This is a genomic window from Rhizobium sp. Leaf321 (genome assembly GCF_001423215.1).
Lineage (GTDB): Bacteria > Pseudomonadota > Alphaproteobacteria > Rhizobiales > Rhizobiaceae > Neorhizobium > Neorhizobium soli.
Map to the genome: position 1 here is coordinate 495,487 of NZ_LMOF01000005.1, position 25,693 is coordinate 521,179.

At 62.5% G+C, this 25,693-nt stretch carries 22 protein-coding genes; 11 read left to right on the plus strand and 11 right to left on the minus strand.

The features are described 5' to 3' along the window. Position 1: 1 nt before the first annotated feature. Both cydB and ASF70_RS05915 read right to left on the minus strand, forming a co-directional pair. Positions 2-1,150: a cytochrome d ubiquinol oxidase subunit II gene (cydB, locus tag ASF70_RS05910; RefSeq protein ID WP_062578215.1), complete on the minus strand. Its 1,149-nt coding sequence runs from the start codon at positions 1,148-1,150 to the stop codon at positions 2-4. Positions 1,151-1,174: 24 nt separating this feature from the next. Then, positions 1,175-2,755, minus strand: a complete 1,581-nt coding sequence (locus tag ASF70_RS05915) for a cytochrome ubiquinol oxidase subunit I (protein ID WP_200943529.1) — start codon at positions 2,753-2,755, stop codon at positions 1,175-1,177. A gap of 159 nt (positions 2,756-2,914) precedes the next feature. On the opposite strand from ASF70_RS05915, the gene cydD reads away from it, so the two are divergent. Beyond that, complete coding sequence (gene cydD / locus ASF70_RS05920) at positions 2,915-4,681, plus strand: thiol reductant ABC exporter subunit CydD (protein ID WP_244473972.1); 1,767 nt, start codon at positions 2,915-2,917, stop codon at positions 4,679-4,681. After that, complete coding sequence (cydC, locus tag ASF70_RS05925; protein WP_062578219.1) at positions 4,678-6,339, plus strand: thiol reductant ABC exporter subunit CydC; 1,662 nt, start codon at positions 4,678-4,680, stop codon at positions 6,337-6,339. Before cydD ends, cydC begins: the two co-directional genes overlap by 4 nt. On the opposite strand, the gene ASF70_RS05930 is transcribed toward cydC, so the two are convergent. The 6 genes from ASF70_RS05930 to ASF70_RS05955 all read right to left on the minus strand — a co-directional run bounded on the left by ASF70_RS05930 (position 6,333) and on the right by ASF70_RS05955 (position 13,010). Continuing rightward, entirely contained in the window at positions 6,333-6,992 is a 660-nt protein-coding gene (locus ASF70_RS05930; protein ID WP_082471789.1) for a helix-turn-helix domain-containing protein, read from the minus strand. The genes cydC and ASF70_RS05930 overlap by 7 nt on opposite strands. Positions 6,993-7,307: 315 nt before the next feature. Next, positions 7,308-8,477: a 4-hydroxybenzoate 3-monooxygenase gene (gene pobA / locus ASF70_RS05935; protein ID WP_062578221.1), complete on the minus strand. Its 1,170-nt coding sequence runs from the start codon at positions 8,475-8,477 to the stop codon at positions 7,308-7,310. A gap of 200 nt (positions 8,478-8,677) precedes the next feature. Then, a complete protein-coding gene (locus tag ASF70_RS05940) occupies positions 8,678-9,289 on the minus strand; it encodes an NIPSNAP family protein (protein WP_062578224.1) in 612 nt (203 codons plus the stop codon). Next, a complete protein-coding gene (locus ASF70_RS05945) occupies positions 9,286-11,028 on the minus strand; it encodes an FAD-dependent oxidoreductase (protein WP_062578225.1) in 1,743 nt (580 codons plus the stop codon). Before ASF70_RS05945 ends, ASF70_RS05940 begins: the two co-directional genes overlap by 4 nt. 51 nt (positions 11,029-11,079) lie before the next feature. Beyond that, entirely contained in the window at positions 11,080-11,916 is an 837-nt protein-coding gene (locus tag ASF70_RS05950; protein WP_062578227.1) for an IclR family transcriptional regulator, read from the minus strand. Next, positions 11,913-13,010 (minus strand): Gfo/Idh/MocA family oxidoreductase, encoded by a 1,098-nt coding sequence (locus tag ASF70_RS05955; protein ID WP_062578229.1) that lies wholly within the window; start codon positions 13,008-13,010, stop codon positions 11,913-11,915. Before ASF70_RS05955 ends, ASF70_RS05950 begins: the two co-directional genes overlap by 4 nt. Before the next feature lie 139 nt (positions 13,011-13,149). Between ASF70_RS05955 and ASF70_RS05960 the strand changes: the two genes are divergently transcribed. From ASF70_RS05960 to ASF70_RS05995, 8 genes are all read left to right on the plus strand, one after another. Further along, positions 13,150-14,880 (plus strand): FAD-dependent oxidoreductase, encoded by a 1,731-nt coding sequence (locus ASF70_RS05960; protein WP_062578231.1) that lies wholly within the window; start codon positions 13,150-13,152, stop codon positions 14,878-14,880. Next, the gene (locus tag ASF70_RS05965; protein WP_062578233.1) at positions 14,877-15,764 is read left to right on the plus strand and encodes an NAD(P)-dependent oxidoreductase; all 888 of its coding nucleotides are present in this window, start codon (positions 14,877-14,879) and stop codon (positions 15,762-15,764) included. Before ASF70_RS05960 ends, ASF70_RS05965 begins: the two co-directional genes overlap by 4 nt. Positions 15,765-15,872: 108 nt before the next feature. Then, positions 15,873-16,685 (plus strand): shikimate dehydrogenase, encoded by an 813-nt coding sequence (locus tag ASF70_RS05970; protein ID WP_244473973.1) that lies wholly within the window; start codon positions 15,873-15,875, stop codon positions 16,683-16,685. A gap of 117 nt (positions 16,686-16,802) precedes the next feature. Continuing rightward, positions 16,803-17,930: an ABC transporter substrate-binding protein gene (locus ASF70_RS05975; RefSeq protein WP_062578235.1), complete on the plus strand. Its 1,128-nt coding sequence runs from the start codon at positions 16,803-16,805 to the stop codon at positions 17,928-17,930. A gap of 101 nt (positions 17,931-18,031) precedes the next feature. After that, positions 18,032-18,910: a branched-chain amino acid ABC transporter permease gene (locus tag ASF70_RS05980; protein ID WP_062459345.1), complete on the plus strand. Its 879-nt coding sequence runs from the start codon at positions 18,032-18,034 to the stop codon at positions 18,908-18,910. After that, positions 18,907-19,881, plus strand: a complete 975-nt coding sequence (locus tag ASF70_RS05985) for a branched-chain amino acid ABC transporter permease (RefSeq protein ID WP_062578237.1) — start codon at positions 18,907-18,909, stop codon at positions 19,879-19,881. Before ASF70_RS05980 ends, ASF70_RS05985 begins: the two co-directional genes overlap by 4 nt. Next, on the plus strand, positions 19,878-20,636 hold the full coding sequence (locus ASF70_RS05990; RefSeq protein WP_062578239.1) for an ABC transporter ATP-binding protein: 759 nt from the start codon (positions 19,878-19,880) through the stop codon (positions 20,634-20,636). The genes ASF70_RS05985 and ASF70_RS05990 overlap by 4 nt, the downstream gene beginning before the upstream one ends. 1 nt (position 20,637) lies before the next feature. Then, complete coding sequence (locus tag ASF70_RS05995) at positions 20,638-21,360, plus strand: ABC transporter ATP-binding protein (RefSeq protein ID WP_062578241.1); 723 nt, start codon at positions 20,638-20,640, stop codon at positions 21,358-21,360. A gap of 41 nt (positions 21,361-21,401) precedes the next feature. Here ASF70_RS05995 and ASF70_RS06000 read toward each other — a convergent pair whose 3' ends face one another. Genes ASF70_RS06000 through ASF70_RS06010 form a run of 3 tightly spaced genes read right to left on the minus strand, consistent with a single transcriptional unit; the run spans position 21,402 to position 24,623 of the window. Beyond that, positions 21,402-22,145 (minus strand): SDR family oxidoreductase, encoded by a 744-nt coding sequence (locus ASF70_RS06000; protein WP_062578244.1) that lies wholly within the window; start codon positions 22,143-22,145, stop codon positions 21,402-21,404. Continuing rightward, complete coding sequence (locus tag ASF70_RS06005) at positions 22,138-22,917, minus strand: glucose 1-dehydrogenase (protein WP_062578246.1); 780 nt, start codon at positions 22,915-22,917, stop codon at positions 22,138-22,140. Before ASF70_RS06005 ends, ASF70_RS06000 begins: the two co-directional genes overlap by 8 nt. Next, positions 22,914-24,623, minus strand: a complete 1,710-nt coding sequence (locus tag ASF70_RS06010; protein WP_062578248.1) for an FAD-dependent oxidoreductase — start codon at positions 24,621-24,623, stop codon at positions 22,914-22,916. The genes ASF70_RS06005 and ASF70_RS06010 overlap by 4 nt, the downstream gene beginning before the upstream one ends. Before the next feature lie 116 nt (positions 24,624-24,739). On the opposite strand from ASF70_RS06010, the gene ASF70_RS06015 reads away from it, so the two are divergent. Beyond that, the gene (locus ASF70_RS06015) at positions 24,740-25,639 is read left to right on the plus strand and encodes a helix-turn-helix domain-containing protein (protein WP_062578250.1); all 900 of its coding nucleotides are present in this window, start codon (positions 24,740-24,742) and stop codon (positions 25,637-25,639) included. The last annotated feature ends 54 nt before the right edge of the window (positions 25,640-25,693 follow it).

Below are 25,693 nucleotides of genomic sequence, written 5' to 3' on the forward strand. Positions count from 1 at the left end.
TTCAGTAAGCGTTCGGATTGCGACCGATCGAGGCCGCGTTCACTGGACCGCGCATCACGTGATAGACCCAGGCTGTGTAGGCTAGCACGATCGGCAGGAAGACGACGGTCGCCAGCAGCATGATGAACAGGGTGAGGTGGCTGGATGACGCGTCCCAGACCGTCAGGCTCACGGCCGGATCGATCGAGGACGGCAGAAGAAAGGGAAACAGCGACAGTCCGGCGGTCGAGATGATGCCGAAGATGGCAAGGCTCGATCCAGCGAGTGCGATCTTGAACCGGCGGCTGCCAAGTCCTGCCAGGGCGACGAGCGACCCGACGAAACCGAGAACCGGCGCGGTGATCATCCAGGGATATGCATGGTAGTTGTTCAGCCATGCTCCAGCCTGCGTGACGACGGTTTTCGCCAGCGGATTGGATGGACCGGCAGCTTCCTGAACACTGGTGACGACATAACCGTCTATACCGAAGGCGACCCACAAGCCGGCGAGCGCGAAGAGAGCAACGGTGGCTGCGGCCGCCATCCGGCCAAAGCGCGTTGCACGTTCGGCGACCGGTCCGGCGCAGCGCATGGCGATGACGACGGCCCCGTGCATGACCAGCATCGACAGGCTGGTGAGGCCCGCGACCAGGGCAAAGGGACGAAGAAGCCCGAAGAAATTGCCGTCGTAATGGGCCCTCATCGTACCGTCGAGGCCAAAGGGCACACCGAGCAGCACGTTACCGACCGCTACACCGAAGATCAGCGCCGGCACGAAACCGCCGATGAACAGCGCCCAGTCCCAGGTGCTTCTCCAGCGCGGATCCTTGACCTTGCCGCGGAACTTGAATCCGACCGGCCGGAGGATGAGGGCCAGCAGGATGGCGATCATGGCAAGGTAGAAGCCGGAGAACGAGGCCGCGTAGAGGGCCGGCCAGGCGGCAAAGATGGCGCCGCCGCCCAGAACAAGCCAGACCTGGTTCCCTTCCCATGTCGGCCCAATCAGGTTGAGCAGGATGCGCCGCTCCTCGTCCGTCTTGGCCGCAAATGGCAGGAGGGCGCCAACGCCGAGATCGTAGCCGTCGGCGATGGCAAAGCCGATCAGGAGGACGCCGAGCAGCAGCCACCAGATGATCCGCAATGTTTCATAATCGAGAGGTAAATGGGACATGGACCTTGCTTTCGAATGAGAGGGTCAGCGTTGCGGCGCAGCGGCGGCGCGTTCGGGAACCACTGCCGATCCGCGAATGCCATCGATCAGCACGTTTCTTTCGCTCGGACCTGCCTTGATGATTTTGAGCATCAGCAGAACCATGATGACGGCAAGCGTCGTGTAGACCGTGAGGAAGAAGCCGAGGCTGATCGCCAGATCCACGAGGGTTAGGCCCGACGCGGCATAGAAAGTCGGCAGCACTCCCTCGACCACCCAGGGCTGACGCCCGTATTCGGCAACGAGCCAGCCGAATTCGATGGCAACCCATGGCAGCGGCAGGCTGAACAGGGCGATCCACAGAAGCACGCGGTTTTCACCAAGCCTGTGGCGGGAGGCCAGATAGAAAGCCACCGCGAAGAAGACGATCAGGTAGAGGCCGATCGCGACCATGAAGCGGAAGCTCCAGAACAGCGTCGACACGTCCGGCACCGTATCCCAGGCGGCCTTTTCGATCTGCTCGTCGGTCGCCGCCGGCACGTCATCGACGTAACGCTTCAACAGGAGTGCATAACCGAGGTCATGCCAGGTATCGGCAAAGGTCTGGCGGGCAGCAGCATTGTTGCGGTCGGCACGAATCTGGTCCAGCGCCGCATAGGCGGTCATGCCGTTGCGGATGCGAACTTCCGCACGCTCGACCAGCGGCAGGATGCCGGGCACCTCGGTGGAGAGTGACCGCGTGGTGATGAGGCCAAGGACGTAAGGGATTTTCACCTCATAGCTGTTCTCGCGGACGCCCGGGATGGCAAAGACATTGAGGCCGGCAGGTGCCGGTTCTGTTTCCCACATGCTTTCCATCGCAGCGATCTTCATCTGCTGGTGCTCGGTCGCCACATAGCCGCTCTCGTCACCAAGGACGACGACGGAAAGAGCCGAGGCGAGGCCGAAGCTCGCAGCGACCGCCATCGACCGCTTGGCTAGATCCAGATGGCGTCCCCGCAGCAGGAACCAGGCGCTGATCGCCATGACGAACATGGAGCCGGTGACATAGCCGGCGCTGACCGTGTGGACGAACTTTGCCTGCGCCACGGGATTAAAGATGACAGCGGCGAAATCGGTGATTTCCATGCGCATGGTATCGGGATTGAAGGTCGAGCCGACGGGGTTCTGCATCCAGCCGTTGGCGATCAGGATCCACAGGGCCGAGAAGTTGGCGCCGAGCGCCACGAGCCAGGTCACGGCCAGATGGCCGACTTTGGAAAGCCTGTCCCAGCCAAAGAAGAAGATGCCGATAAACGTGGCTTCCAGGAAGAAGGCCATCAGGCCCTCGATCGCCAGGGGCGCCCCGAAGATATCGCCGACATAGTGGCTGTAATAGCTCCAGTTCATGCCGAACTGGAACTCCATGACGATGCCGGTTGCGACGCCCAGCGCAAAGTTGATGCCGAACAGCGTGCCCCAGAAAAGTGTCATGCGCCGCCAGATTTCGCGCCCGGTCATCACATAGACGCTTTCCATAATGGCCATCAGGAAGGACAGCCCCAAGGTCAGCGGAACAAAGAGGAAGTGGTACATTGCCGTCGCCGCGAACTGCAGTCGCGAAAGGTCGACAACCGTAAAGTCGATCATGTGTCTACCCGCCTGTTTTCAGGTTTCCGGTTCGAAATCCCCGGTCTGAAAGCGGCATAATCCACCGCACGGGCCCCGTGCATTGATTGCAATCAATGAGCCCTCCTGCATGCCGGATTAGATAGTCCCACGACGATCAGGGCAGTGCGGAAACCGATGACCACAATCACAGACGAGCAGGAAATGGGTGAAGATGGCGGCGACCGGAAAGCGCTTTCCGCCCTGCGCCGACACGGCGGCATCGCCCTCGGCATCGCGGTCGCACTCCCTATACTCTCCGGCCTGCTGCTGATCGGGCAGGTGCTGCTTTTGTCGCAGGTGCTTGGCCGGGCGATCGAGGATGGCGTTCCCTTAGACCAGCTCTGGCCGCAGATCTTCGGTTTCGCCTCCCTCCTTGCTCTCCGTACCGCCCTTGCCTTTGCTGCCGAAGTGGCGGGATCGTTCGCTGCCGAAAAGATCAAGCGAACGGTGTGCGACAGCCTGACCACACGGCTGCTCGCTCCTCGTCCGGACTGGAGACAAGACCGGTCGTCCGGCGCGCTTGCAAGCACGGTTGTCGATCAGGTCGAGGCGTTGGACGGCTTCTTTTCGCGGTTCCTGCCCGCAACCATTCAGGCCGCATTGCTCCCCATCGTCTTTGCTGCAGCAGTGATGCCGTTCGACTGGGTGGTCGGGTTGTTGTTCTTTTTCACTGCGCCGATGATCCCGCTGTTCATGGCGCTTGTCGGCTTCGGGGCGCAGGCCGCGAGCGATGCACAGGCCAATGCGCTGTCGCGATTGTCGGAATATTTCGCCGATCGTCTCGGTGGTCTCCTCACGCTGAAGCTGTTCGGTCGGATGGAGATCGAGGCTGGCGCCATGCACGAGGCGACAGACCAGCTTCGCCGGCGGACGCTGCGCGTGCTGCGCATCGCGTTCCTGTCATCGGCAGTGCTCGAATTTTTCGCAGCGCTTGGCGTTGCCGGCGTCGCACTTTACGTCGGCCTCAGCTATCTCGGCATGGTCGACCTGCCGGGTACGCAGTTGTCGCTCCAATCCGGGCTCTTCTGTCTGCTGCTGGCTCCGGAAGTTTATCTTCCTCTGCGATCACTCGCCGCCCATTACCACGACCGCGCCCATGCCAAGGGGGCGGTCGCCGAGATCGTGCGCCAGTTCGGCGAGCTTCCCATGCCCGCGGCTGCGACAATCCCACCGGCACCGGTGCGTCTCGTTTCCTCTGCGGTCCCGATCCTCGCCACCAATTTCAGCATCAAAACGCCGGACGGTTGCTCCATTCTGCTCACATCGAGCAGACTTTCCATCCCGGCTGGCCAGCATATCGCCCTCGTCGGCCGAAGTGGCATCGGCAAGTCGACGCTGCTGAATGTGCTGGCACGGCTTGCGCGCACTGAAGGAACAATCGAGTTCGGCAATCGCCGGCTTGACGAGATCGATGAGCGCGAGCTCCGCCGGATGCTGACCTTCGTCAGTCAGAAACCGCATCTCTTCCACGGCACGATCGCCGACAATATCCGCCTTGCTAATCCCGGCGCCAGCGACGACGAGATCCGCCGCGCGGCCGATCTGGCCCTGGTCACGGCGTTCAGCGATGGCCTTCCGGACGGCCTTGCCACCGGCATCGGAGAAGGTGGTCTCGGCCTGTCGGGCGGCGAGGCTCATCGCGTCGGCCTGGCCCGCCTCTATCTCACGGATCCGTCCATCATCCTGCTCGATGAGCCGACCGCGCATCTCGATCCCGAGACGGAAGCGACCGTGCTCGATCGCCTCCAGGGTTTCGCCCAAGGGCGGACGATGATCATTGCCACGCATTCGATGACGGTCGCTTCCCGCATGGACGCGACAGTGCGGTTCGAGAACGGACATCTCTTGCCAATGAAGCCGACCCTGTCTGTCGTTTCCTCTGGTCGGGAGTTTGCCGCATGAGAGCGCTCCTGTCTTTCCACCCGCTGTTTCGGCGGCATCTGGCAGGCTTCGCCATTGCCCTTGGCCTCTCGCTTGCGACGCTTCTCGCGGGCGTTGCTCTGCTGGGCCTGTCCGGCTGGTTCCTGACCGCGGCATTCCTGACCACGGCTGCCATGAGCTTTAACCTATTCGGCCCATCGGCTGCCGTCCGCGGCCTGTCGATGCTGCGTATTCTGTCGCGCTACGGCGAAAAGCTCGTCGGTCACGACACGACGCTTCGAGTACTGGCCGACATCAGAGAATGGCTGTTCAGACGCCTCGGTCCCGGCGTGCATCAAGCCAACCAAGCGCTCCGCAAAGGCGATGCGGTTTCCCGTCTGACGGCAGACGTGGATGCGCTCGACAGTGTGTTCATCGTCGCAGCCGGTCCGCTCGTGACGGGTGTACTCACAGCAACGGCAGTGACCGTTTTCCTGTCCGTCATGCTGCCGGCAGCTGCCATCCTCTACGCGGTCGTCATGGCGACAGCGCTGTTTGTCGTTCCGATAATGCTTTCAAGCGGAACGCGCCGGCTGGGCGCCCGGATCATAGACCTCTCGACCGAACTGCGTGTGGCGGCGTTCGACATGGTCGACGGCCACGCAGATCTGATTGCATTCGGTGCTGCCGATCGGATGCGGGCACGCTCCGATGCAATCGCTGCAGATCTTTCAAGGACGAGGCTGCGTCTCGCCCGTGCCTCGGCATCGGCGTCAGCAGCAATCGCCGTCCTCGGAGGACTTGCAGTCGTCGGCACATTGCTGACCGGGCTGACGGCTCTGGAACGTGGCCTGATCAGCGGCCCTATTCTCATCGGCCTTCTTCTCGCCTCGCTCGGGAGCTTCGAGGCAACGGCGGCCGTCACCCGTCAGGTCGCAAAGTTCGGCAGCGCGATCGCCGCGGCGGAGCGACTGAGGAGACTGGCGGAGACACCACCTGCTGTCGTCGATACGCTCGATCCGGCAGCCCTTCCCGCCGGGGGAAGTATCTCAATCGAAGGCCTGACCTTCGGCTACGATCCGCGGCGGCCTGTCCTACGGAACCTCGATCTGACGGTGGACGCCGGAAGCAGCGTCGCCATCATGGGGGAAAGCGGCGCCGGAAAATCCACACTCGGCGCCCTTCTCCTGCGCCTCGCTGATCCCATCGCGGGAGCCGTGCGCGTTGCGGGTACGGATATCCGCGACATCGCGCAGTCCGATCTCCACGCCAGGATCGCCCTGCTCGAACAGAACGCGCCGGTCTTCATCGGCACGATCGGTGACAATCTGAGGATCGGCTGCAACGGAGCGAGCGATGACGAATGCTGGTTCGCTCTCGGCAAGGCGCGTCTCGCCGATTTTGTGCGCAGTCTGCCTGCCGGTCTGGAAACGCCGGTCGGAGAAGCCGGTCATACACTCTCCGTCGGACAGGCACGGCGGCTTTGCCTCGCCCGAACACTTCTGTCCAAGGCGGAGATCCTCGTTCTCGATGAGCCGACCAGCGGTCTCGACCGGGAAACCGAACTCTCGTTCTTCAGTGATCTCAGGAACGCGACGGTGGGACGAACCGTCCTCCTCATCAGCCATGCGCACTTGCCGTTCGGGATCGTTGACCGCATCCTCCATCTGACGGACGGACGTCTGCGCGAAGATCAGTGAACGTTGATGCCTGCAACGGCCTCCAACGCAGACATGTCGATCAGTTCGACGGTTTGCGGATCGGGCAGCCGGATCATGCCCGTATTGCGCAGCTTGGTGAAGGAGCGGCTGACGGTTTCGATCGTCAGCCCAAGATAGTCCGCTATGTCGGTCCGCGACATTGGCAGGGACAGAGGATTGGCGGAAAGTTTATGCTCCGCAGCCCTTGCCGACAGCGCCAGAAGAAAGCTCGCAAGCTTTTCGACCGGCGCCAGGCGCCCGAGAATCATCTGATTGTCACGGGCCTGGCGAAGCGCCGAGCGGGTAAAGGAATGCAGCCGGTCCTTCAGCTTGGGGTAGCGTTCCATCAGCGCATGCATTTCGCGCGTCGAGAACGAACAGAGCTGGACTGAACCAATCGCTTCCGCCGTGGAGGAATGGACGTCCTCATCCGCCAGGCCAAGATAGTCGCCCGGCAGCAGAAAGCCGGTGATCTGGCGGCGTCCATCGGGGAGCGCGATCGATAGTCGCAACATGCCTGCAGTAAGGCTGTAGGTCCGATGCAAAGGGTCGCCTTCACTCACAAGCATCTCGTTGGGAGCAAGATGCCGAGAGGTCATGATCTTGTCGAGTTCGGAAAGTTCCTCGTCAGCCAACGCAGCACAAACAGCCATTGTGCGCACATCGCAATTGGCACAAGCGCTGCACGCTTTCCGCCGATGTACTGATTTCTGAGTGGTGAAAGGACTGTCGTGCGTATCTACCAATCGATCGTTCTCGTCTGCTGTCAATTCAACATAAAATATCCAGTGGGACACACAACCGATATTGCGGCTGCCGACGATCAGGAACGCCCCGACCATCCCGTCAAGTGTATGACTCATGTCGACGAATACAACAGATTATCACGTTTGCGATGAGCAATGATCGCGATCGACGTGTATGGCCGCCGCACCGCAGCTTCGGCCGACAACTCTTTCCGACGGAGCCTAATAGGGCATGCCGACATAGTTTTCGGCGAGTGCTGTTGCGGCAGCCTTCGAGCCTACGAGGTAATTGAGTTCCGCTTCCTGGATTTTCCGGTCGAACTCGCCGGCTTCGGGAAAGCGGTGCATCATCGTCGTCATCGACCAAGAGAAGCGCACGGCGCCCCATACGCGCTTGAGCGCTCGCATCGAATAGGCGTCGATTGCCGCGGCTGATTTCTCTGCGAAATACTCTTGCAGACCTTCGAACAGGTAGAACACGTCACTGGTTGCAAGGTTCAGCCCCTTGGCGCCGGTCGGGGGCACGATATGGGCGGCATCGCCGACCAGGAACAGGCGGCCGAACCGCATCGGCTCGGCAACGAAGGACCGCAACGGCGCGATCGATTTTTCGAAGGAGGGGCCGACGACCATGCTTTCCGCATGCTCAGCCGGCAGCCGCCGACGCAGTTCGTCATAGAAGCGCTCGTCCGACCAGTCCTGGATCTTCTCGTCCAGTCCGCACTGGATATAGTAGCGGCTGCGGCTGGCCGAGCGCATCGAACACAGTGCGAAACCGCGGCTGTGATTGGCGTAGATCAGTTCGTGGCTGACCGGCGGCACATCCGCCAGGATCCCGAGCCAGCCGAACGGATAGACCCGTTCGAACGTCGTGAGACTGTGCTCCGGCACCGATTTACGGCTGATGCCGTGGTAACCGTCGCAGCCGGCGATGAAATCGCAGTCGATCCGGTGGCTGACGCCCTCTTTTTCGAATGTCACGTACGGGTTCGTTCCATCGAAGTCATGCGGCGCTACGTTTTCGGTACTATAGATCGTGGTTGCGCCGGAGGCTTCGCGCTGATCCATCAGGTCGCGGGTGACTTCGGTCTGGCCGTAGACCAGCACGCGCTTTCCGGTCAGCCCGAACAGGTCTATACGGTGGTCGCGGCCGTCGAAGGCAAGCGAGAACCCGTCATGCGGCAGGCCGTCCCGGTGCATCCTGTCCGCCGCGCCGGCACGCTCCATCATGCTGACCATGCCTTCCTCCAGCACGCCCGCCCGCACCCGGCCAAGAATGTAGTCCTTGCTCACCCTGTCAAGAATGACGTTGTCGATACCGGCATTGGTCAGCAATTGGCCAAGCAGGAGACCCGACGGGCCTGAACCGATGATGGCGACTTGGGTGCGCATGAAATCCTCCGTAGATCTTGGGGTCTCTTTAAGCGCACCCGCAGGCGTTTGAACAATGGATTATACGGCCAATCTATAGGACTGATCCCGGTCCGCCTTCACGCAGAAAAGCAACGCTCGCTGGACACGGAGAGCGGTAGGATGACGTCCAGACGTATCGTACCAGGCCGTCGCGATGATGGCCTGCCCGATCGACGCCTTCACTTCAGCGGCGAGAAGGGCAGCGGCATGGCGATCTGGCTGGTCATTTCAGGTGTCAACCAGTCCGGCCCGCCCTTCGGTGGCCATTTTCCGTCGGTGACCGACTTCCCGCGTGCCTCTGTGCGGGCGGCAAGGCTGGCATAGGGCCAGATCTGGGTGAGCCGCGGCCTGCCATCGAGCCCGTACATGGCAACGGTGAGCTTCGAATAGGCCTCGCGCGCGGGCACCGCATCGGCCCATTTTTCCGCGGTCGGCGTGATGCCGTTGATCCGGGTGTGATAGGTGCGGAATTCATAGACGGGACCGAACGTGCCCGCCTCGACGGGAGCCAGGAATTCCAGCGCCCGGTAGCTTTCCATGCTGAGCGAAACCAGTTGCTCGACGCAGCCGAAGGGGTTGTCGCTACGCAACGCCCGCTCGCGCTCGCCGTAGAGACTATCGAGACTGTCGAAGGCGCGCAGCAGGAAGATACGGTTCAGCGAGCCGATATCGGTGCCCCAGGCTCCGCAGAGGCGCCCCTCGCCTGCGGCAACCCAGGCTTCGATCCCAGGCGTTGCCTTGCCAGCGCCGAAGATCACCGTGTCGAGCGTCGCGAGTTCATAAAGGCTCATTCCATTTCCTCCTGTGAAAGTGTCTCCGATACCGTGACGGACTGGCCGGACAGAACGCGACCGGCGATGTATCCGAACGTCATGCCCGGACCGAGCGTGATGCCGCCGGACGGGTAATTGCCGCCCATGATCGACGTCATGTCGTTGCCGACAGCAAACAGACCGGGGATTGCCTCGCCGCCCGCATCCAGAACCCGGGCCTGCGGATCGGTGCGTAGGCCGGCGAAGCTTCCGAGCGATCCGGGCACGATTTTCACCGCGTAAAACGGCCCATGTGTAAGCGGGGCAAGCGATGGATTGGGCGCGTGGTCGGCATCGCCCTGGACCCGGTTGTAGGCGGACCGGCCACGCCCGAATTCGGGGTCTTCGCCACGCTCGGCATGTCGATTGAAAGTCGCGACCGTGTCTGTGAGAGCTGCTTCGGGAATGCCGCAGACCGCGGCAAGCTCGGCCAGCGTTCGGCCTCTTTTGAGGTAGCCGGAACGGATCGCGGGGCCGAGAGGAAACGGAAACGGCTTTGCCCATCCAAGGCCCCAGCGCCGCTGTGCCTTGTGGTCGGCAATCAGCCAGGCAACGGGCGGGCTTGCCTGCGGCGTCGCATCGAGCAGCGCCTTGGTGAAGTCGTGATAACTGTCCGCCTCGTTGACGAACCGTCTGCCCGACGCGTTGACGGCGATGATGCCGGGTTTGGCGCGTTCGATCAGATGCGGGAAATGGGCAACGCTGCCATCCGGCCGTGTCACCAGCGACACCGGCGCCAACGCCATGGCCGATGCGAGATCTGCGGAAACGGTGGCGCCGACGGTTTCCCCCAGCCGCAATCCGTCGCCCGTATTGCTGCTGGGTGCGGCCGAAAAATGCCCCTCGCCGCCGCCGGCCGATCCGGCAAGCGCAGTCAGACGGTCGCGGTCATGCGGAAAACCACCGGTCGCCAGCACGACGCCCCGCGCCGCATGAACGATCGTATCGCCACCGTCGGTGCCCAGCCGCGCGCCGACGACCCGATCGCCATTCCGCAACAGCTCTTTTACCGGCGCCTGTTCCATCATCGACACGCCGAGATCGAGCGCTGATCGCAACAAGCGTGCAACAAGAGCATTGCCGTTGACGAGATGCATGCCGCGCCGGTGCAGGGCAAGATCGCGGAGATGCCGGACGAGACGGCCCGCTGCGTAGAGCCCCGAACGCGGCTTGCGGGTTGCCTTGAAGAAATGTCCGATGTCGGCACCACTTGCGAGCCCCATGCCCCAGAGGCTGGCGACGTCGAGCGGCGGGCGGAGCTTGTCGATCCATGGCCCGAGCCGCCGCCCGTCATACGGAGCTGCCGTCACCGACCGGCCACCCTTCAGAGCACCGGGCGTGTCGTGGAAATCCGGCACGCGATTGCCGTCCACCCAGCGGACCTCCGTATGATCCTGGAAGAAGGAAACCATTTCCGGACCATTGTCCAGGAAGGCCGCGACGCGCGGATCACCGTAACGGTTGCCGAGTTCGCTGCGCAGGTATTCGCGAGGTCCGTCCGGTGGTTCGTCTATTCCGGCGGCGCGCGCGAGGGGATTGCGGGGTATCCAGAGCCAGCCGCCCGACCAAGCCGATGTACCGCCGTAAACAGAAGCCTTTTCAGCGACGATGACCTTGCAGCCGTAGTGCGCTGCCGTCACCGCCGCCGCGAGCCCGGCAGCGCCGGAACCGATGACGAGAACATCACAGGTCATGGTAATCACAGATTGCCGTTCCATCCATCCCCGCCTTACGTACATGCCCGGACAAGACAGTGGAACGGCGCGTTGCTACGCGGTCTTCCGTTCCATTCCTCTGGCCGGCTCAACCGCCTTCACGACTGCCTGAAAATATTGCGATCCCGAGGCTGCCTCGCCGAGTTCGATGGCCGCGGCCTGGAGCCGGGGTGCGAGCACCGCCATCCGCTCCGCGGTCATCCGCACGGCCGGGCCGGCGATCGAGAGACATCCGAGCACCTGACCATGGCCGTGATACCGGACCGGAACGGCCATCGCCGCCATGCCGGCGATATAGCTATCCACCGCCGTCGCGTAACCGAGGGCGCGGGCCTCAGCCAGTTGTTCCAACAGCAGCGTAAGGCTGCGCGGGGCGTTCGGTCCCGTGCCTTCCGCCTGTCGCAAAAGCCCTTGGCCGGAGACAAGCGACAGCGCCTCTTCATCACTCATCGACGAAAGCCACGCCTTACCGCCGGCGGAACTCGCCAGATGCACGACCACGCCCTGTTCCTGGCCCGGATCGTAACGGAGGCCACGTGTTGCCCCCTGCGCCACCGCCACCCAGGTCAGACGGTCGCCATCGATGACGGAAAGCCGGATCAACTCGCCGGAATGCGCCGCCAGTTCGTCGAGCACCGGCTGCGCCACATCCGTAATGCCGGCACGGCCGAGAAACCCGACGCCCATGGCCGGCAGCTTGATGGTCAGGGCGTAATCGCCCTGCGCCTGCGCCTGGCGCACATAACCTAGCCGCGCGAGCTCCTGCAAAGTCCGGTGTACGCCGCTTGCCGGCTGATCGATTTCGCTGGCGATCGCCGACACGGTGAGGCCGGCCGGATGATTGACCAGCAGTTCGATGATGGCGAGGGATTTTCCGAGAACGCTGCTCATGGACCCATTCCGTTGTTGAACACGGTTCCACTAAGGCTTTCGAGCGGTGAAAGGTCAACTGTGACGGACTGTCCGGTATCGGCTGCCGCGCGGATCGCATCGAGCACGATCAGGTTGGCCGTCGCGTCCCGTACTGACACGATCGGCGTGCCTGACCCGTCGATCAGATCGGCAAAATGGGAAAGCTGGCGCTCGTAGGGGTCGGCCTGGATGACATCGAGTACTGTCGGCCGCAACTTCTCAGTCCAGTCCGGCTCGCCCCTCGGTTCCCAGAGCGTCAGATCGGGCAGCGAGAGGCCAGCTTTGCTGCCGGCATAATGATGGGCGGCTACCGGATGAGCCGGAAAGCGCGCCGGATTTTCGGCCGCTGTCAGGTCCCAGGCCCAGGGGCCGACCGCTGCATCGGATATGCACAGGGTCGCGCTCCCGCCATTGACGAAGGAGAGATTGACCGCCGCCGTATCCTCGACGGCAAAACTGCGGCGCGCATGGCTGGCGATCGCCTGGACCTGCGCAATCTCGCCGAAGAAATGCCGCAGCAGATCGATTTCGTGGACCATGTTGATCAGCAACGGCCCGCCGGCGCCCGGAGTTCTGCGCCACGCGGCCTCGAAATATCCGGCTGGCTTGGCAAGCGAACAGGTCACGGTCGCCATCACCAGATCGCCAATCCGGCCGGCATGAATCGCCGCATGGGCTGCGCGGATGATCGGGTTATGGCGGCGGTGATGGCCAATCAGAAGCGGCAGACCGGTCTCGTCGGCAATCGCGATCAGCCTCAGCGCCGAAGCCAGGCTTTCGGCGACCGGCTTTTCCAGAAGCACAGGAATACCGGCCCGCAACAAAGCTTCGGATACGGGGAGATGCGTCTCGTTCGGCGTAGCAACGATCGCCGCGCGAGCGAGACCCGAATCGATCAACGCCTCTGCGGAAAGAAGACAGGGAATGCCGAGCGAGGCGGCGAGAACAGCTCCCGCCGGCATCGGGTCGACGATCGAGGTCAGGCGAAAACGGGGCATTCCGGCCAGCGTATCGATATGCGTACGGCCGATGGCACCGGCACCAATTACCGCAATGTCGATTACACGTCCCATCCAAATCCTCCCCGATCGAATGTGAGGTATCAGACGAATAACGAAAATGGAACTGGTTTTTATTCTTGAATGTCATTCCATTATTTGTGATGGTGGCCATAGAAGATTGGTCTGTCTCGTCTTTTGGGAGGATTGCCACATGCAACATGCATTGACGGAGGTCGGGCCGGATTACGATGTCGTCGTACTGGGAGCTGGCGCAGGAGGCATGTCTGCCGCCATCTTTGCCGCAATGGAAGGCGCACGTGTCCTTTTGGTCGAGCGCACCGAATATCTCGGCGGCACGACCTCCTATTCCGCCGCGACCACGTGGATTCCGCTTACCCGTCACGCGCAGGCCATGGGTGCCGACGACAGCCGCGATAAGGTTTCAGGCTTTCTCGATCGCGCTGTCGGCAACCACAGCTCCAAATCCGTGCGCGATGCGTTTGTTGCAGCCGGGACAGGCGTGGTCGATGCGCTGGAAGACAAAACGGACGTCAAATTCCGTGCGCGCCCGTTTCACCCCGACTATCTTTACGAGCTCGAGGGCGCCACGTCCTTCGGGCGGGCTCTCGAACCTTTGCCGTTCGATGCATCGGCGCTCGGGAAAGACCTGCATCTCATCCGTCCGCCCATCCCGGAATTTACCATTCTCGGCGGCCTCATGGTGGACCGTGACGACATCGCCCATCTGATGAAAATCGGCAAATCGGCGAAGTCGACCGCTTACTCGGCTCGACTGATCGGACATTACTACCTGGACAAGATCCGCCATGGCCGCGGAACGCGGCTTGTGATGGGCAATGCTCTCATCGGCAGGATGCTGCTTGCCGCGCGAAAGCTCGGGGTCACCATCCTCACCGAAACCGAGGCATTGGCGTTCACGACCGGGCCTCACGGCGTAACAGGCGTGACACTCCGTCAGAAGGATACCGAACGGCAGATTCACGTCACGGGCGGTTTGATCCTCGCCTCCGGCGGCTTTGCCCGTCACCCGACCATGCGTGCAGACAAGTTGCCGCAACCACTGCCCGAATTCAGCCCGTCGGCGCCTGGTCATACGGGCACGCTGCATGATCTCGCCTTTACCGCGGGCGCCTATCACGGCGACACGGCGGCGCAGCCGTGCTTCTGGGCGCCGGTCTCGCATCGCAAGCGCGCCGATGGCTCGATGGCGGTTTTTCCGCATTTCGTCTTCGACCGTTCCAAACCCGGCATCATCTCGGTTGGCCGAGACGGTCGTCGCTTTGTCAACGAAAGCACCAGCTACCACCTGTTCGTGTCGGCCATGTATGCGGCGAACAAGGACGGCAGCCATGTGCCCACCTATCTGATTGCCGACGCTGCGGCGCTGAAGAAATACGGCATGGGGATGATCCGGCCCGGTGGTGCCAACATTGCCCCCTATCTTGCCGATGGCTACCTGACCGAGGCTGCGACGCTCGACGAACTCGCCAGAAAGCTCGGCATCGACGCTGCCGGCCTGAACGACAGCGTGGCCAGGATGAACGCCTATGCAAGGACCGGCACGGACGCCGACTTCGCCCGCGGCACCACCGTCTACGAAAAGGCCAATGGCGATCCGACGCATGGGCCCAATCCGACACTCGGGCCGCTCGAGACGGCTCCCTATTATGCCGTCAAACTCTGGCCTGGCGATATCGGCTCGGCCATAGGCCTGGTCGGCGACGAAAATGCTCAGCTTCTCCGCCGCGACGGATCGGCAATTCCGGGCCTTTATGCCTGCGGCAACGATTTGCAGTCGATGATGGGCGGGGTCTATCCCGGCCCAGGCATCACGGTTGGCCCGGCGATCGTGTTCGGGGCCATCGCCGCCCGTCATGCAGCCCGCCGCGCCGTCGCTGCTCGCAAGGGAGAGGCTGCATGAGCCTCGTCCTTGTGACCGGCGGAACCGGCTTCGTCGGCCTGCGAACCGTCAGGGCATTGCAGGCGGCCGGGCACCGGGTCCGGATCTTCGACCTGGCTCCGAAGCCGGAACGACTATCCGTCACGGATGGCGTCGAGATCGTCTCGGGCGACATCACCGATGCCGCCGCGGTGGCGAAAGCTGCCGATGGATGCAACGGAATTGTCCATCTCGTCGGCCTGATGACGGTCGATTGTGCCCGCAGCCCGGCGCTCGGCACGCGCGTCAATCTTCTAGGCAGCATCAACGTGTTCGAGGCGGCAAAGGCAAAGCGCCTACCGGTTGCCTATCTGAGCTCGGCCGGCGTGTTCGGACTCGACGATGCCGTCAATCCAAGGCCGATGACGGTCTATGGGGCGACAAAGCTTGCGGTCGAAGGCATGGCGCGGGCCTATCTGCTCGACCACGGAATCCCGAGCCTCGGCCTTCGCCCCTACATCGTCTACGGCCCCGGCGAGAGCGCTGGCATCGCGGCTGGTCCGTCGATCGCGCTTGGAGCAGCCGTGCGCCGCGAACCGGCTGAAATCCGTTTTTCCGGCCGCGTCGGCTTCGTTTACGTCGACGACGTGGCCCGGATCCTTTCGACCGCGATGACAGTGCCGCTGGAAGGAGCGACCGTTCTGACCATGGCCGGCCATACGGTGGAGATGACCGATTTTGTCGCCGAACTCAGTCACCAGTCCGGCTGGAACGAGATCCGGATCAGCGGACCGCCCTTGCGTATTCCCGCCGATTTGGCGTCGGACCCGGTGCCGCACATCCTCGGCAATCAGCCTGTCACGACTGTCGGCAACGGCATCGCCCGGGCCTTGGCCGAACTGAAGGAGACCGCCGGTGTTGAATAGTCCAACGTTTCGCCCCCATCGTCCATTTGCCGACGAAGGGGCCTATGTTTTTGTCGAGCTTGAGAACGACCGGACAAGGGTCGGATCGCATGCCGAGGGGAGGAAGGCGTGAGTATACATATAAAGGTCGACGGGGAGACCAAGCTCTTCCCGATCATCGGCCATCCGATCGGACAGGTGAAATCGCCCGCTTCGCTCAGCCAGATCATGGCCGATCGCGGCTTTAACGGCATCGTCGCACCGGTCCATATTCTCCCCGAAGACCTGGCCGGCTGGCTGTCGCAGGCAAAGAGCATGCGCAATGTCGCGGGCATCATTGTCACGGTACCGCACAAAGTCCCCTGCCTCGAATTCTGCGCCCGCATATCGGCCCGCGCAAAGGCATCCGGCGCCGTCAACATCATGATCCGCGATGGCGACGACTGGGTGGGCGACGCGACCGACGGACACGGCTGCCTTGACGGTATCGCGGCCCAAGGCTTCGAGATCGCCGGCAAGTCTGCGCTTCTGGTAGGTACCGGCGGCGCCGGAGCGGCCATCGCCTACGAAATCCTGGCGCGCGGCGCCTCGGAACTGGCCCTGCACGATCTCGACACGCACAAACGCGATGCGTTGATCGCGCAGTTGAACAAGGCATTTCCGGGTCGTGCGCGGATAGGCTCAACAGATCCACGCGGTTTTGCACTGGTCGCCAATGCCACGCCACTTGGCATGCGGGAGACCGATCCCCTGCCGGTGCAGACGGATCTTCTGACCTCAGACCAGTTCGTCTCGGACGTCGTGACGCGACCGGCCGTGCCGCCGCTGATTGCTGCTGCCCGCGACAAGGGCTGCGGCACCATGTCCGGGTCAGGCATGTTCGACGCCCAGGCCGTGCTGCTGGCCGATCTGTTGATGGGGACACGCACGATCGACGCCTAGGCGATCGAGACGAAGACACCGCAGGCCCGGCTTTACGCACGGGCAGGAGGGATACGGCGACAAGGGAGGAGACCTGGCCGCCGGGACGGAAATATCGATCAGCCAAGGAGGAAGGTCATGATCAGAAAACTAATCACCACGACTGCAATGGTACTGGCGCTCGGCGCAATGCCGGCGCTTGCCGAACTGAAGGTCGGCTCGATCGTCGAGTTGTCCGGACCCGGTGCCGCGGCCGGCACCAACTTCCGCGATGGCGTGAAGATGGGCTTTGAGGAAATCAATGCGCAGGGCGGCATCCTCAAGGAGCCGGTCAAGGTTCTGGAATATGACAGCCAGACCGACCCGCAGGTTTCGCGCGCCATGGTGCAGAAGGGTATCGACGACGGCATCTACGCGATCATGGGAACGGTGTTCTCGTCATCAACCGTGGTCAACATGCTGGTCGCCCGTCAGGCCGGCATTCCGCAGTTCACCGGCTCCGAGGCCCCGTCCATCGTCGCCATGAAAAACCCCTACATCTTCCGCACCGCCTTCGGCTCGCAAAAGGGCGTGCCGAAACTTGCCAAATACATGTCCGAGACGATGGGCCTGAAAAAGGTCGGCGTCGCCTGGGCCAATACCGAATTCGGCAAGGGCGGCCACAAGGCTTTCGTCGATGCGATGAAGGCTGCCAATATCGAGATCGTCGTCGATGTGCCATCCGAACAGGCGCAGGCTGACTTTTCCGCCGACGTGCTGAAGCTGAAGGGCTCCACTGCCGAAGCCTTCTTCATCTATTACACCGAGGAAGAAAGCGCCCGCTTCCTGCGCGAGGCCCGCAAGCAAGGCTTGAACAAACCCCTTCTCGGCGAAACTACTCTGATCGGCCACAAGGTCATCGAACTTGCCGGCGATGCAGCCAACGGCGCTATGGGCCATGTCGGCCTGACGCCCGATGCCGATATCCCCGCCGTCAAGGAAATGGTCGAGCGCTTCAAGACGAAGTTCAAGTACACGCCCGACCACAATGCCATCAAAGGCTACACCGCCGCCTGGACGCTGAAATACGTCACGGAAATGGTCGGCAAGCCGGACAGCAAGGCCATCGCGGAAAAGCTGCACGGTCTCAAGCTGACAGCCAAGGAGCACCCCGGCGTCCTGATGGATGTGAGTTGGGACGATACCGGCGAGATGTCGCGCGAAAGCTTTGTCGTGAAAGTCGAGAACGGCAAACAGGTGGTCCAGGCGGTGCTGCCGCCGAACTGATGCCGATCGCATGACGAGACAAGTGCCGGCGGTTCGCGCCGCCGGCACGTCGTCATCAATCCTGCACGTCACGCCGATTACCAGCCCGTGAGGACGACCCCATGGCCGAGTTTATCCAGATTATTGTCTCCGGTCTCGCCGCCGGCTCCATCTACGCGCTTGCGGCAGTCGGCTTCACCCTGTTGTGGCAGGCATCGCAAACCATCAACTTTGCCCAAGGCGAGTTCGTCATGCTGCCCGCGTTTTTCGTGCTGGTTGGTATGACAGTGTTTGGCCTGCCGCTATGGCCGTCCGTGGCGCTGGCGCTCGCGCTGTCGCTTCTTATCCTCGGCGTGGCCTTCAAGCGGCTGATCGTCGAACCGATGCTGCCGCACGGAACGCTGCCGCTGGTCATCGCCACCATTTCGCTCGGCCTCCTGATGAAGGAAAGCGTCAAGGAATTTTACGGCGCGACCGCCCAGCCCTTCCCTGCGATCTTTCCGCAGACGGTCTACGAGATCGCCGGCGCCAGCGTTTCTATGCAGGATATCGGCAATCTCGTTGTCTCGATGCTCGCAATCGGCAGCCTGCAGCTGTTTCTCAACCGAACACGGACCGGCCGATGCATGCAGGCCAGCGCCCAGAATCCGGCGGTCGCCGAAATCCTCGGCGTCAACGTCAAGCGCATGGTGCTCTATACATTTCTGATCAATGCCGGCCTTGCCACCGTGGCCTCGGTGCTGATCTCGCCGATCTATCTCGCCAAGTTTTCCAATGGTGAAACGCTCGGCCTCGTCGCTTTCATCGCCGCCATCGTGGGCGGGTTCAACCAGATCCGCGGCGCCCTGGTGGGCGGTCTGCTGATCGGCGTGATCGACAATCTGTCCGCCGTCTACATCTCCGCCCAGTACCGCTCGGCCATGCCGCTTCTGCTGCTGATCGCCATCATCCTCTTGCGTCCGCAGGGCCTGCTCGGCACCTCGGAAGGGAGAACCGTATGATCCGCCTGAAACCGTTTCTGCTTCTGCTGGGTATTGCTGCCCTCGTCGCCGCTCCGATCGGTCAGGGCAACTACATTGTCTACACGCTGGCCTCGTGGCTGATTTTCTCGATCACTGCCATGGGCCTCAACCTGACGCTCGGTTACGCGGGCCAAGTCAGCCTGGCGCAGGCCGCCTTCATGGGCATCGGCGCCTACATCACCGCGCTGATGACACTCAACGGCATTCACTGGGGACTGGCCGTGATCGTGTCGATCGCAGCATGCTTCGCGGTCGGCTTGCTGCTCGGCTACCCCGCGCTGCGGGTTCAGCACCACTTCCTCGCCTTCGTCACGCTTGCCTTCAACACGCTGTTGTTCCTCGTGCTGCGCAACGAGGAAGAGATCACCGGCGGTTCGTTCGGCCTTGTCGGCATGCCCCGCCCGTCATTCTTCGGCATCACCACCGACAGCAACATCGCCTTCTACTATTTCACGCTGGTCTGTTTCATCGTTTCGGCCGGCGCCATGTGGTGGATCCTGCGCTCTCCCTGGGGGCGAGCCTTCAAGGCGCTGCGCGAAAATCCGATCCGTGCCGAAAGCCTTGGCCTCAAGGTTCGTCGTCAGACCCTGCTCGCCTTTGCCATCGGCTCGGCCTTTGGCGGTCTTGCAGGCGCGCTGCAGGCCCCGCTGGTGCAGTTCATCGAGCCCAGCAGCTTCGGCTTGATCCATTCGCTGAAAATCCTGCTGATAGTGGTGGTCGGCGGCTCCGGCTTCTTCTTCGGCCCGATGCTGGGTGCCGCCGTGGTGATCCTCCTGCCGGAACTGCTGCGGTTCACCGAGGGCTATTACCTGATCATCTACTCGACGCTGGTGATCGTCCTGATGGTGTTTTCGCCAACCGGCCTGATCGGCGCCGGTCAAAAATTGACCGAGAAGTTCCGGCCGAGGCATGAAGCCCGCCGGGATCTCAAAGAGGGAGTCCAGCTATGAATGCGGCGACCCAGGAGGTCATTCTTTCGGTTCACAACATCTCGAAGCAGTTCGGCGGCATCCGAGCCGTCCACCAGGTCAGCTTCGATGTGCATAAAGGCGAGATCCTCGGATTGATCGGCCCGAACGGATCGGGCAAATCGACGCTGTTCAATTGCATTCTTGGCCAGTCGAAGCCGACCGAGGGGCACTGCAAGATCAACGGCAAGTCCACCGATGGCGTAAGGCCTGCAGACCTTTCGCTGTTGGGTGTCGGACGCACATTCCAGCAACTCTCGGTCTTCCCCAACATGACGGTGCTCGACAATATCATTGTTGCCGGCCAGGAGCATGAAGGCTCGATGCTGTCGCGCCTGTTCGGCAAATCGGACGCAGGACTGACGGAAAAGGCCGAACAACTGATCGAGTTCTTCCGGTTGACGCCTTACCGCGACACGCCGGCGGGCTCGCTCTCCTATGGCCAGCAAAAGCTTGTCGATGCCGCCATGGCCTTCATGGCCGGACCCGGGATCGTGCTGCTCGACGAACCGGCAGGCGGCGTCAACCTGACCATGCTTGGGCACCTCAAGGACCGGCTGATCACCTACAACCGGGAACATGCCACGACCTTCGTGGTCATCGAACACAATATGGAATTCGTCATGTCGCTCTGCACCCGCGTCATCGTGCTGGCGCAGGGCGAGATCATCGCCGAGGGGACACCGGCTGAAATCCGGGCGAACCAATTGGTCATCGACGCCTATCTGGGAGGCTGACATGCTGGAACTGAAAAACCTCAATGGCGGTTACGGCCGTATCACCATCCTCAACGGGACGTCCTTCAGCATACCGAAAGCGTCCATCACCACGGTGATCGGTCCGAACGGGGCTGGCAAATCCACGGTGTTCAAGGCGATCTTCGGGTTGCTCAACATCAATTCCGGCTCCATCCACCTGGAAGGCGAGGACGTGACGCGAAAGCGCCCGGCCGACATGATTGCCCGCGGCGTCACCTACGTGCCGCAGGGCCGCAATGTGGTGCCGCAACTGTCCGTGCTGCACAATCTCGAACTCGGCGGCATCACCGCCAAAGATCAGGCGCGGGTGAAAATGCGGATGGAACAGGTGATGGACCAGTTCCCGATGCTGCGCCAGCGCAAGGACCAGAAGGCCATCGAGCTCTCCGGTGGCCAGCAGAAACAGCTTGAGATCGCCCGCGCCCTGCTGCTCGACCCGAAGCTGATCCTGATCGACGAACCCTCGATCGGCCTGTCGCCCAATCTGGTGCAGGAAGTGTTCCAGACGCTGATCCGCCTGCGCGACCAGGGCGTGACGATCCTGATGGTTGAACAGAATGCCAAGGCGGCACTCGCCATGTCCGATTATGGCCTGGTGCTGGAACTCGGCCAGACGCGGATGTTCGACAGGTCGGAAAAGCTGCTCAATGACCCGCGTGTCGGCCAGCTGTTCCTCGGCGGTCACATCGAGGATGCCGCCTGATCGATCCCGACGGTCAAGATAGTCCTTGGAGCGACGCGTTGCTAATGGGACGCGTCGCCGAAATCACCGAACGCGGTCCAGCCGCCGTCGACCGGCAGCACCACGCCGGTGATCGCCGATGCCGCTGGAGAGGCTAGAAAATTGACGGCGGCCGCCACCTCCTCGGCCATGATCAGTCGCCCGATCGGCGTGCGGCGGCGAAGCGTTGGCAGATCGATCCGGCCCGCGGTCGCCAGCTTTTCCACGAGCGCCGTCTGCACGAAAGCCGGCGCAACGGCATTGACCCGCACACCACGTCCAGCCCACTCGCAGGCCATCGCCCGCGTCATGGCAACGATCCCCGCCTTGGCAGCGCCATAGGCATTGCGCTTGGGAAGGCCCGTCAGTCCCGCGATCGAGGACAAATTGACGATTGCGCCATCGCTACGCGCGACCATGCCACGCGCTACTTCCCGCGACATCAGAAACGTGCCGGCCAAATGCACGTCGAGGACGCGACGGAACGCCTCTATCCCCTGCTCCAGCGTTGGCAGGTGGCTGTCGCCGATCCCGGCATTGTTGACCAGCACATCGAACGGCGCTGAACCCGCGACCGCTTCCACCTGCGCCTCGTCGGTCACATCGCAGGCCATGCCGCGATGGACATCGCCCAATTCGACCGCCCGCTCAGCAGCCTTATCGCCGTCGATATCGGCGATGGTGACGCGGTGGCCGCTTTGAGCAAGCGCTCGGGCAATTGCCAGGCCGATCCCGTCGGCGCCGCCGGTGACGAGGGCTTCACGCATAACCAGGCCTCGGTACCAGTCCCATCAGCGATTGCGACAGCCCCCCATCGACGAGGATGTCTTGTCCCGTGATGTAGGATGCGCGCGGCGAGGCGAGAAACAAGGCTGTATCTGCCAGGTCTTTGGGGCTTGCGATACGGCCGACGGGGACCATGGCTTCGCGTCGCGCTTTGACCTGCGGATCGGCGTAGAAGGTTTCGGAAAGCGCCGTGCGCACCAGTCCCGGGCTCAACGTGTTCGAGCGGATGCCTTTGGGTCCCCATTCGTAGGCAAGCTGGCGCGACAGCATCAGGATTGCCGCCTTCGACGCGGAATAGGCGCCGCTTGCAGGTTGAGGGTAGCTGCCCGAAATGCTCGCGACATGCACCAAGGCACCTTGTCCGCGGGACATCATGCCGCGACCGAACGCCTGAGCGGTGACGAGATAACCCGTAAGGTTGACGGAAAGCATCGCCGACCAGTCGGCCTCGGAGACGCTTTCGAGCGGGCCGGGCCGCAGAATTCCGGCGTTGTTGATGAGGATATCAGCGCCTCCCTGCGCCTCGACCGCCTCCGCCGCTGCGGCAACGTCGTCTGCCCGCGACACATCACACTTGAGCGAGAAACTACCCATACCCAGTTCGGCAGCGAGCGACGCCGTCTGCGCCTCGTCACGGTCGAGCAGCACGACCCGCACACCTTCCGCAGCGAAGGCGCGCGCCAGCCCCTGACCGATGCCGCCTCCGGCGCCGGTGATGACGGCCGTCTTTCCCTCCAGTCCAAGCCAGCTCATGCCGCGTCTCCCTCCCCCGTCGCCGCCGGTGCGATCCCTGCGAGATAGCGCCCGGTGATCCAGCCGAATGTCATTGCCGGGCCGAGCGTGATCCCGGCACCGGGATAATTGCCGCCCATGATCGAAGCCCGGTCGTTACCAACCGCAAACAGGCCATCGATCACCCGGCCATCCCGATCGACGACCGCGCCCTCCACTGTGGTTTTCAGTCCGTCGAACGTTCCGAGGTCGCCGATTTCCAGCCGGACGGCGTAGAACGGCCCTTGCTCCACAGGCGCAACCGAAGGGTTGGGCTTGTGGTCGGGATCGGCGAGGTACCGGTTGAAGGTGGTCTCGCCGCGATGGAACTGTTCGTCTAGGCCTTGCCTGGCGCCCCGGTTGAATTCGGCCACGGTCGCCACCAGACCCGTCGCGTCGATCGCGCAGGCCTTGGCAAGATCGGCAAGTGTCTTTCCCTTCTTGAGGTAGCCGTTTCGCAGCCACGGCCGGAGTGGCACCGGCGCCGGCTTTGCGTGGCCAAGACCATACTTGCGGATCGCCCGATGATCGCAGATCAGCCACGCGCCCCCCTCGCCCGCCGCAACCATGGCAGCGCCGACATCGTGGTAGCTCTCACTCTCATTGGTAAATCGCCGGCCATTGGACAGAACGGCGATCATGCCCGGCTTGTAGCGATCGAGCAGATGCGGAAAATAGCCTTTGCCGGGCACACGGCTGATCGGCATCCACGCGGCCGGCTGGGCGAATCCGGCATCGAATGCGCCGCCTGCCTCCTCGCCGAGACGGATGCCGTCACCTTTATTGCCCTCCGGTACCGGCGAAAAATGCTCACCGCCTGCCTTGAGATGGGCGTAGATCCCGGCTCGCCTCGCGAGATCCTGCGCATATCCTCCGCAGGCAAGGACTACGCCCCGCCGGGCGATGATAAGGCCGGGTGACGCGCCACCGACCTCGACGCCGGTGATACGACCACCGTCCTTGGTCAGCCGCAGCGCCGGCGTCTCGGTCAGGATCGGAATGTCGAGATCGAGACAGGCCGCGGCCAGCCGCGCTGCCAGCGCGTTGCCGCTCGTGACCTGGACGCCGCGGCCGTGACGCACAACCTCGCCGGCATGCGCGACAAGGCGTTTCATCACGTAGGAAAACGAGGTCAGCGATTTGGTGGCGTTGAAGAAATGCCTGATATCGGCATTGGACGAGTTGAACATCATGCCCATGAACGTGATCGAGCCGAGCGGCGGCCGCAGCCGCGCAAGATCGCTGCCGAGCACGCTGCTGTCGAAAGGCGCCGCCAGCACCGAGCGCCCGACATCGACGCCGCCATCTACCGTCGGGTGATAGTCCGGGTAAAGCGTGGGGACGAATTTCACCACCGTCTCGCGTTCGAACCAGTCGAGCATTTTCGGACCGGCCTCGAGAAACGCGTCGATCGTTTGCGCGTCGAACCAGTTCCCGGTCTCGGCCTTGAGGTAACGGCGCGCCGCGTCGCGCGTATCGCTCGGGTTGTTCGATTTCCCGTGCCGGTTTCCAGGTATCCACAGCACGCCACCCGAAAACGCCGTCGTGCCTCCGAACACAGGCTCCTTCTCGATCACGATCACGGAAAGGCCGTGTTTCCTCGCCGTGATCGCGGTGGCAAGCCCTCCCGCGCCCGATCCGACGACCAGCACGTCACAGACGTGCCCCTCCTCCCTCTTCGGCTCCATCCGCTTCTCCCGGTCGCGTTTGATGGAGATCTTGCTAACCCGCATACCGGGGATGACCAATGGACGCCGTCGCGCAATTGTTGCACTATTTGCCAGGGAGATAATGAGGAGGACACATGGGAAGCTTGGCCGCAGGCGGCATTCCGCTTTACTATCTCTATGGCGATCAGGGTGCCGACGTCGATCTGGACTTCCTGCATATCGAACCCTTGCGTGACCGCAGCGGGCCAAACGATTGGAGAATTCGTCCGCATGCCCACCCGGACCACATGCAGGTTCTGCTCGTTAGAGAGGGGGGTGGAACGATCCGCATGGAGGATCAAATCTCATTCATACCCGCGCCTGCGATCATGGTCGTTCCAGCCGGAATTGTTCACCAGATCGATTTTGATCCGGGGACTGACGGATACGTGGTGACGGCCGCACTCGGTTGCCTGAAGGCAGCGTCAAGCTCGGACCCGCGGCTCGAAACAGCCGCATCGAGACCGGCAGTCTACCCGATCGAAGGAACCGGCGTCAGCATTCCGGCCGTCGTCGATACGTTTCACTGGCTGCATCGGGAATTCATCTGGTCGGCACCCGGCCGGCGCATATCGATGATGGCGCACTACATGCGGCTGCTCGTGATCGTGCTGAGGCTTAACATCACCCACGACGAGACCGGTATATCCACGCCAGACCGGGGTTATGATCTGCTTTTGCGCTACAGGGCCCTTTTGGAGCGCCACTTCCGGACGGAGCGATCCTTGACCTTCTACGCGAAAGAGCTGGCGGCGACGCAGGCGCGGCTCAATGCTGCCTGCAAGGCGCGCGCCGGCAAGACCGCGTCGGACCTGCTCTACGAGCGGCTGTTGATGGAAGCCAAGCGCTACCTCGTCTATACCGAGAGTAGCGTCGCGCAGGTGGCCCATATGACCGGTTTCGACGACCCCGCCTATTTCAACCGCTTCTTTACCCAGCGTGTCGGGATCTCTCCGGGGACCTATCGCAAACAGGCGGCACGACACGACAGCTGATAGGCTCAATTGTCCAATCTCTTGCAGACCTTATCCATGTTCGCGGGCGGTCCG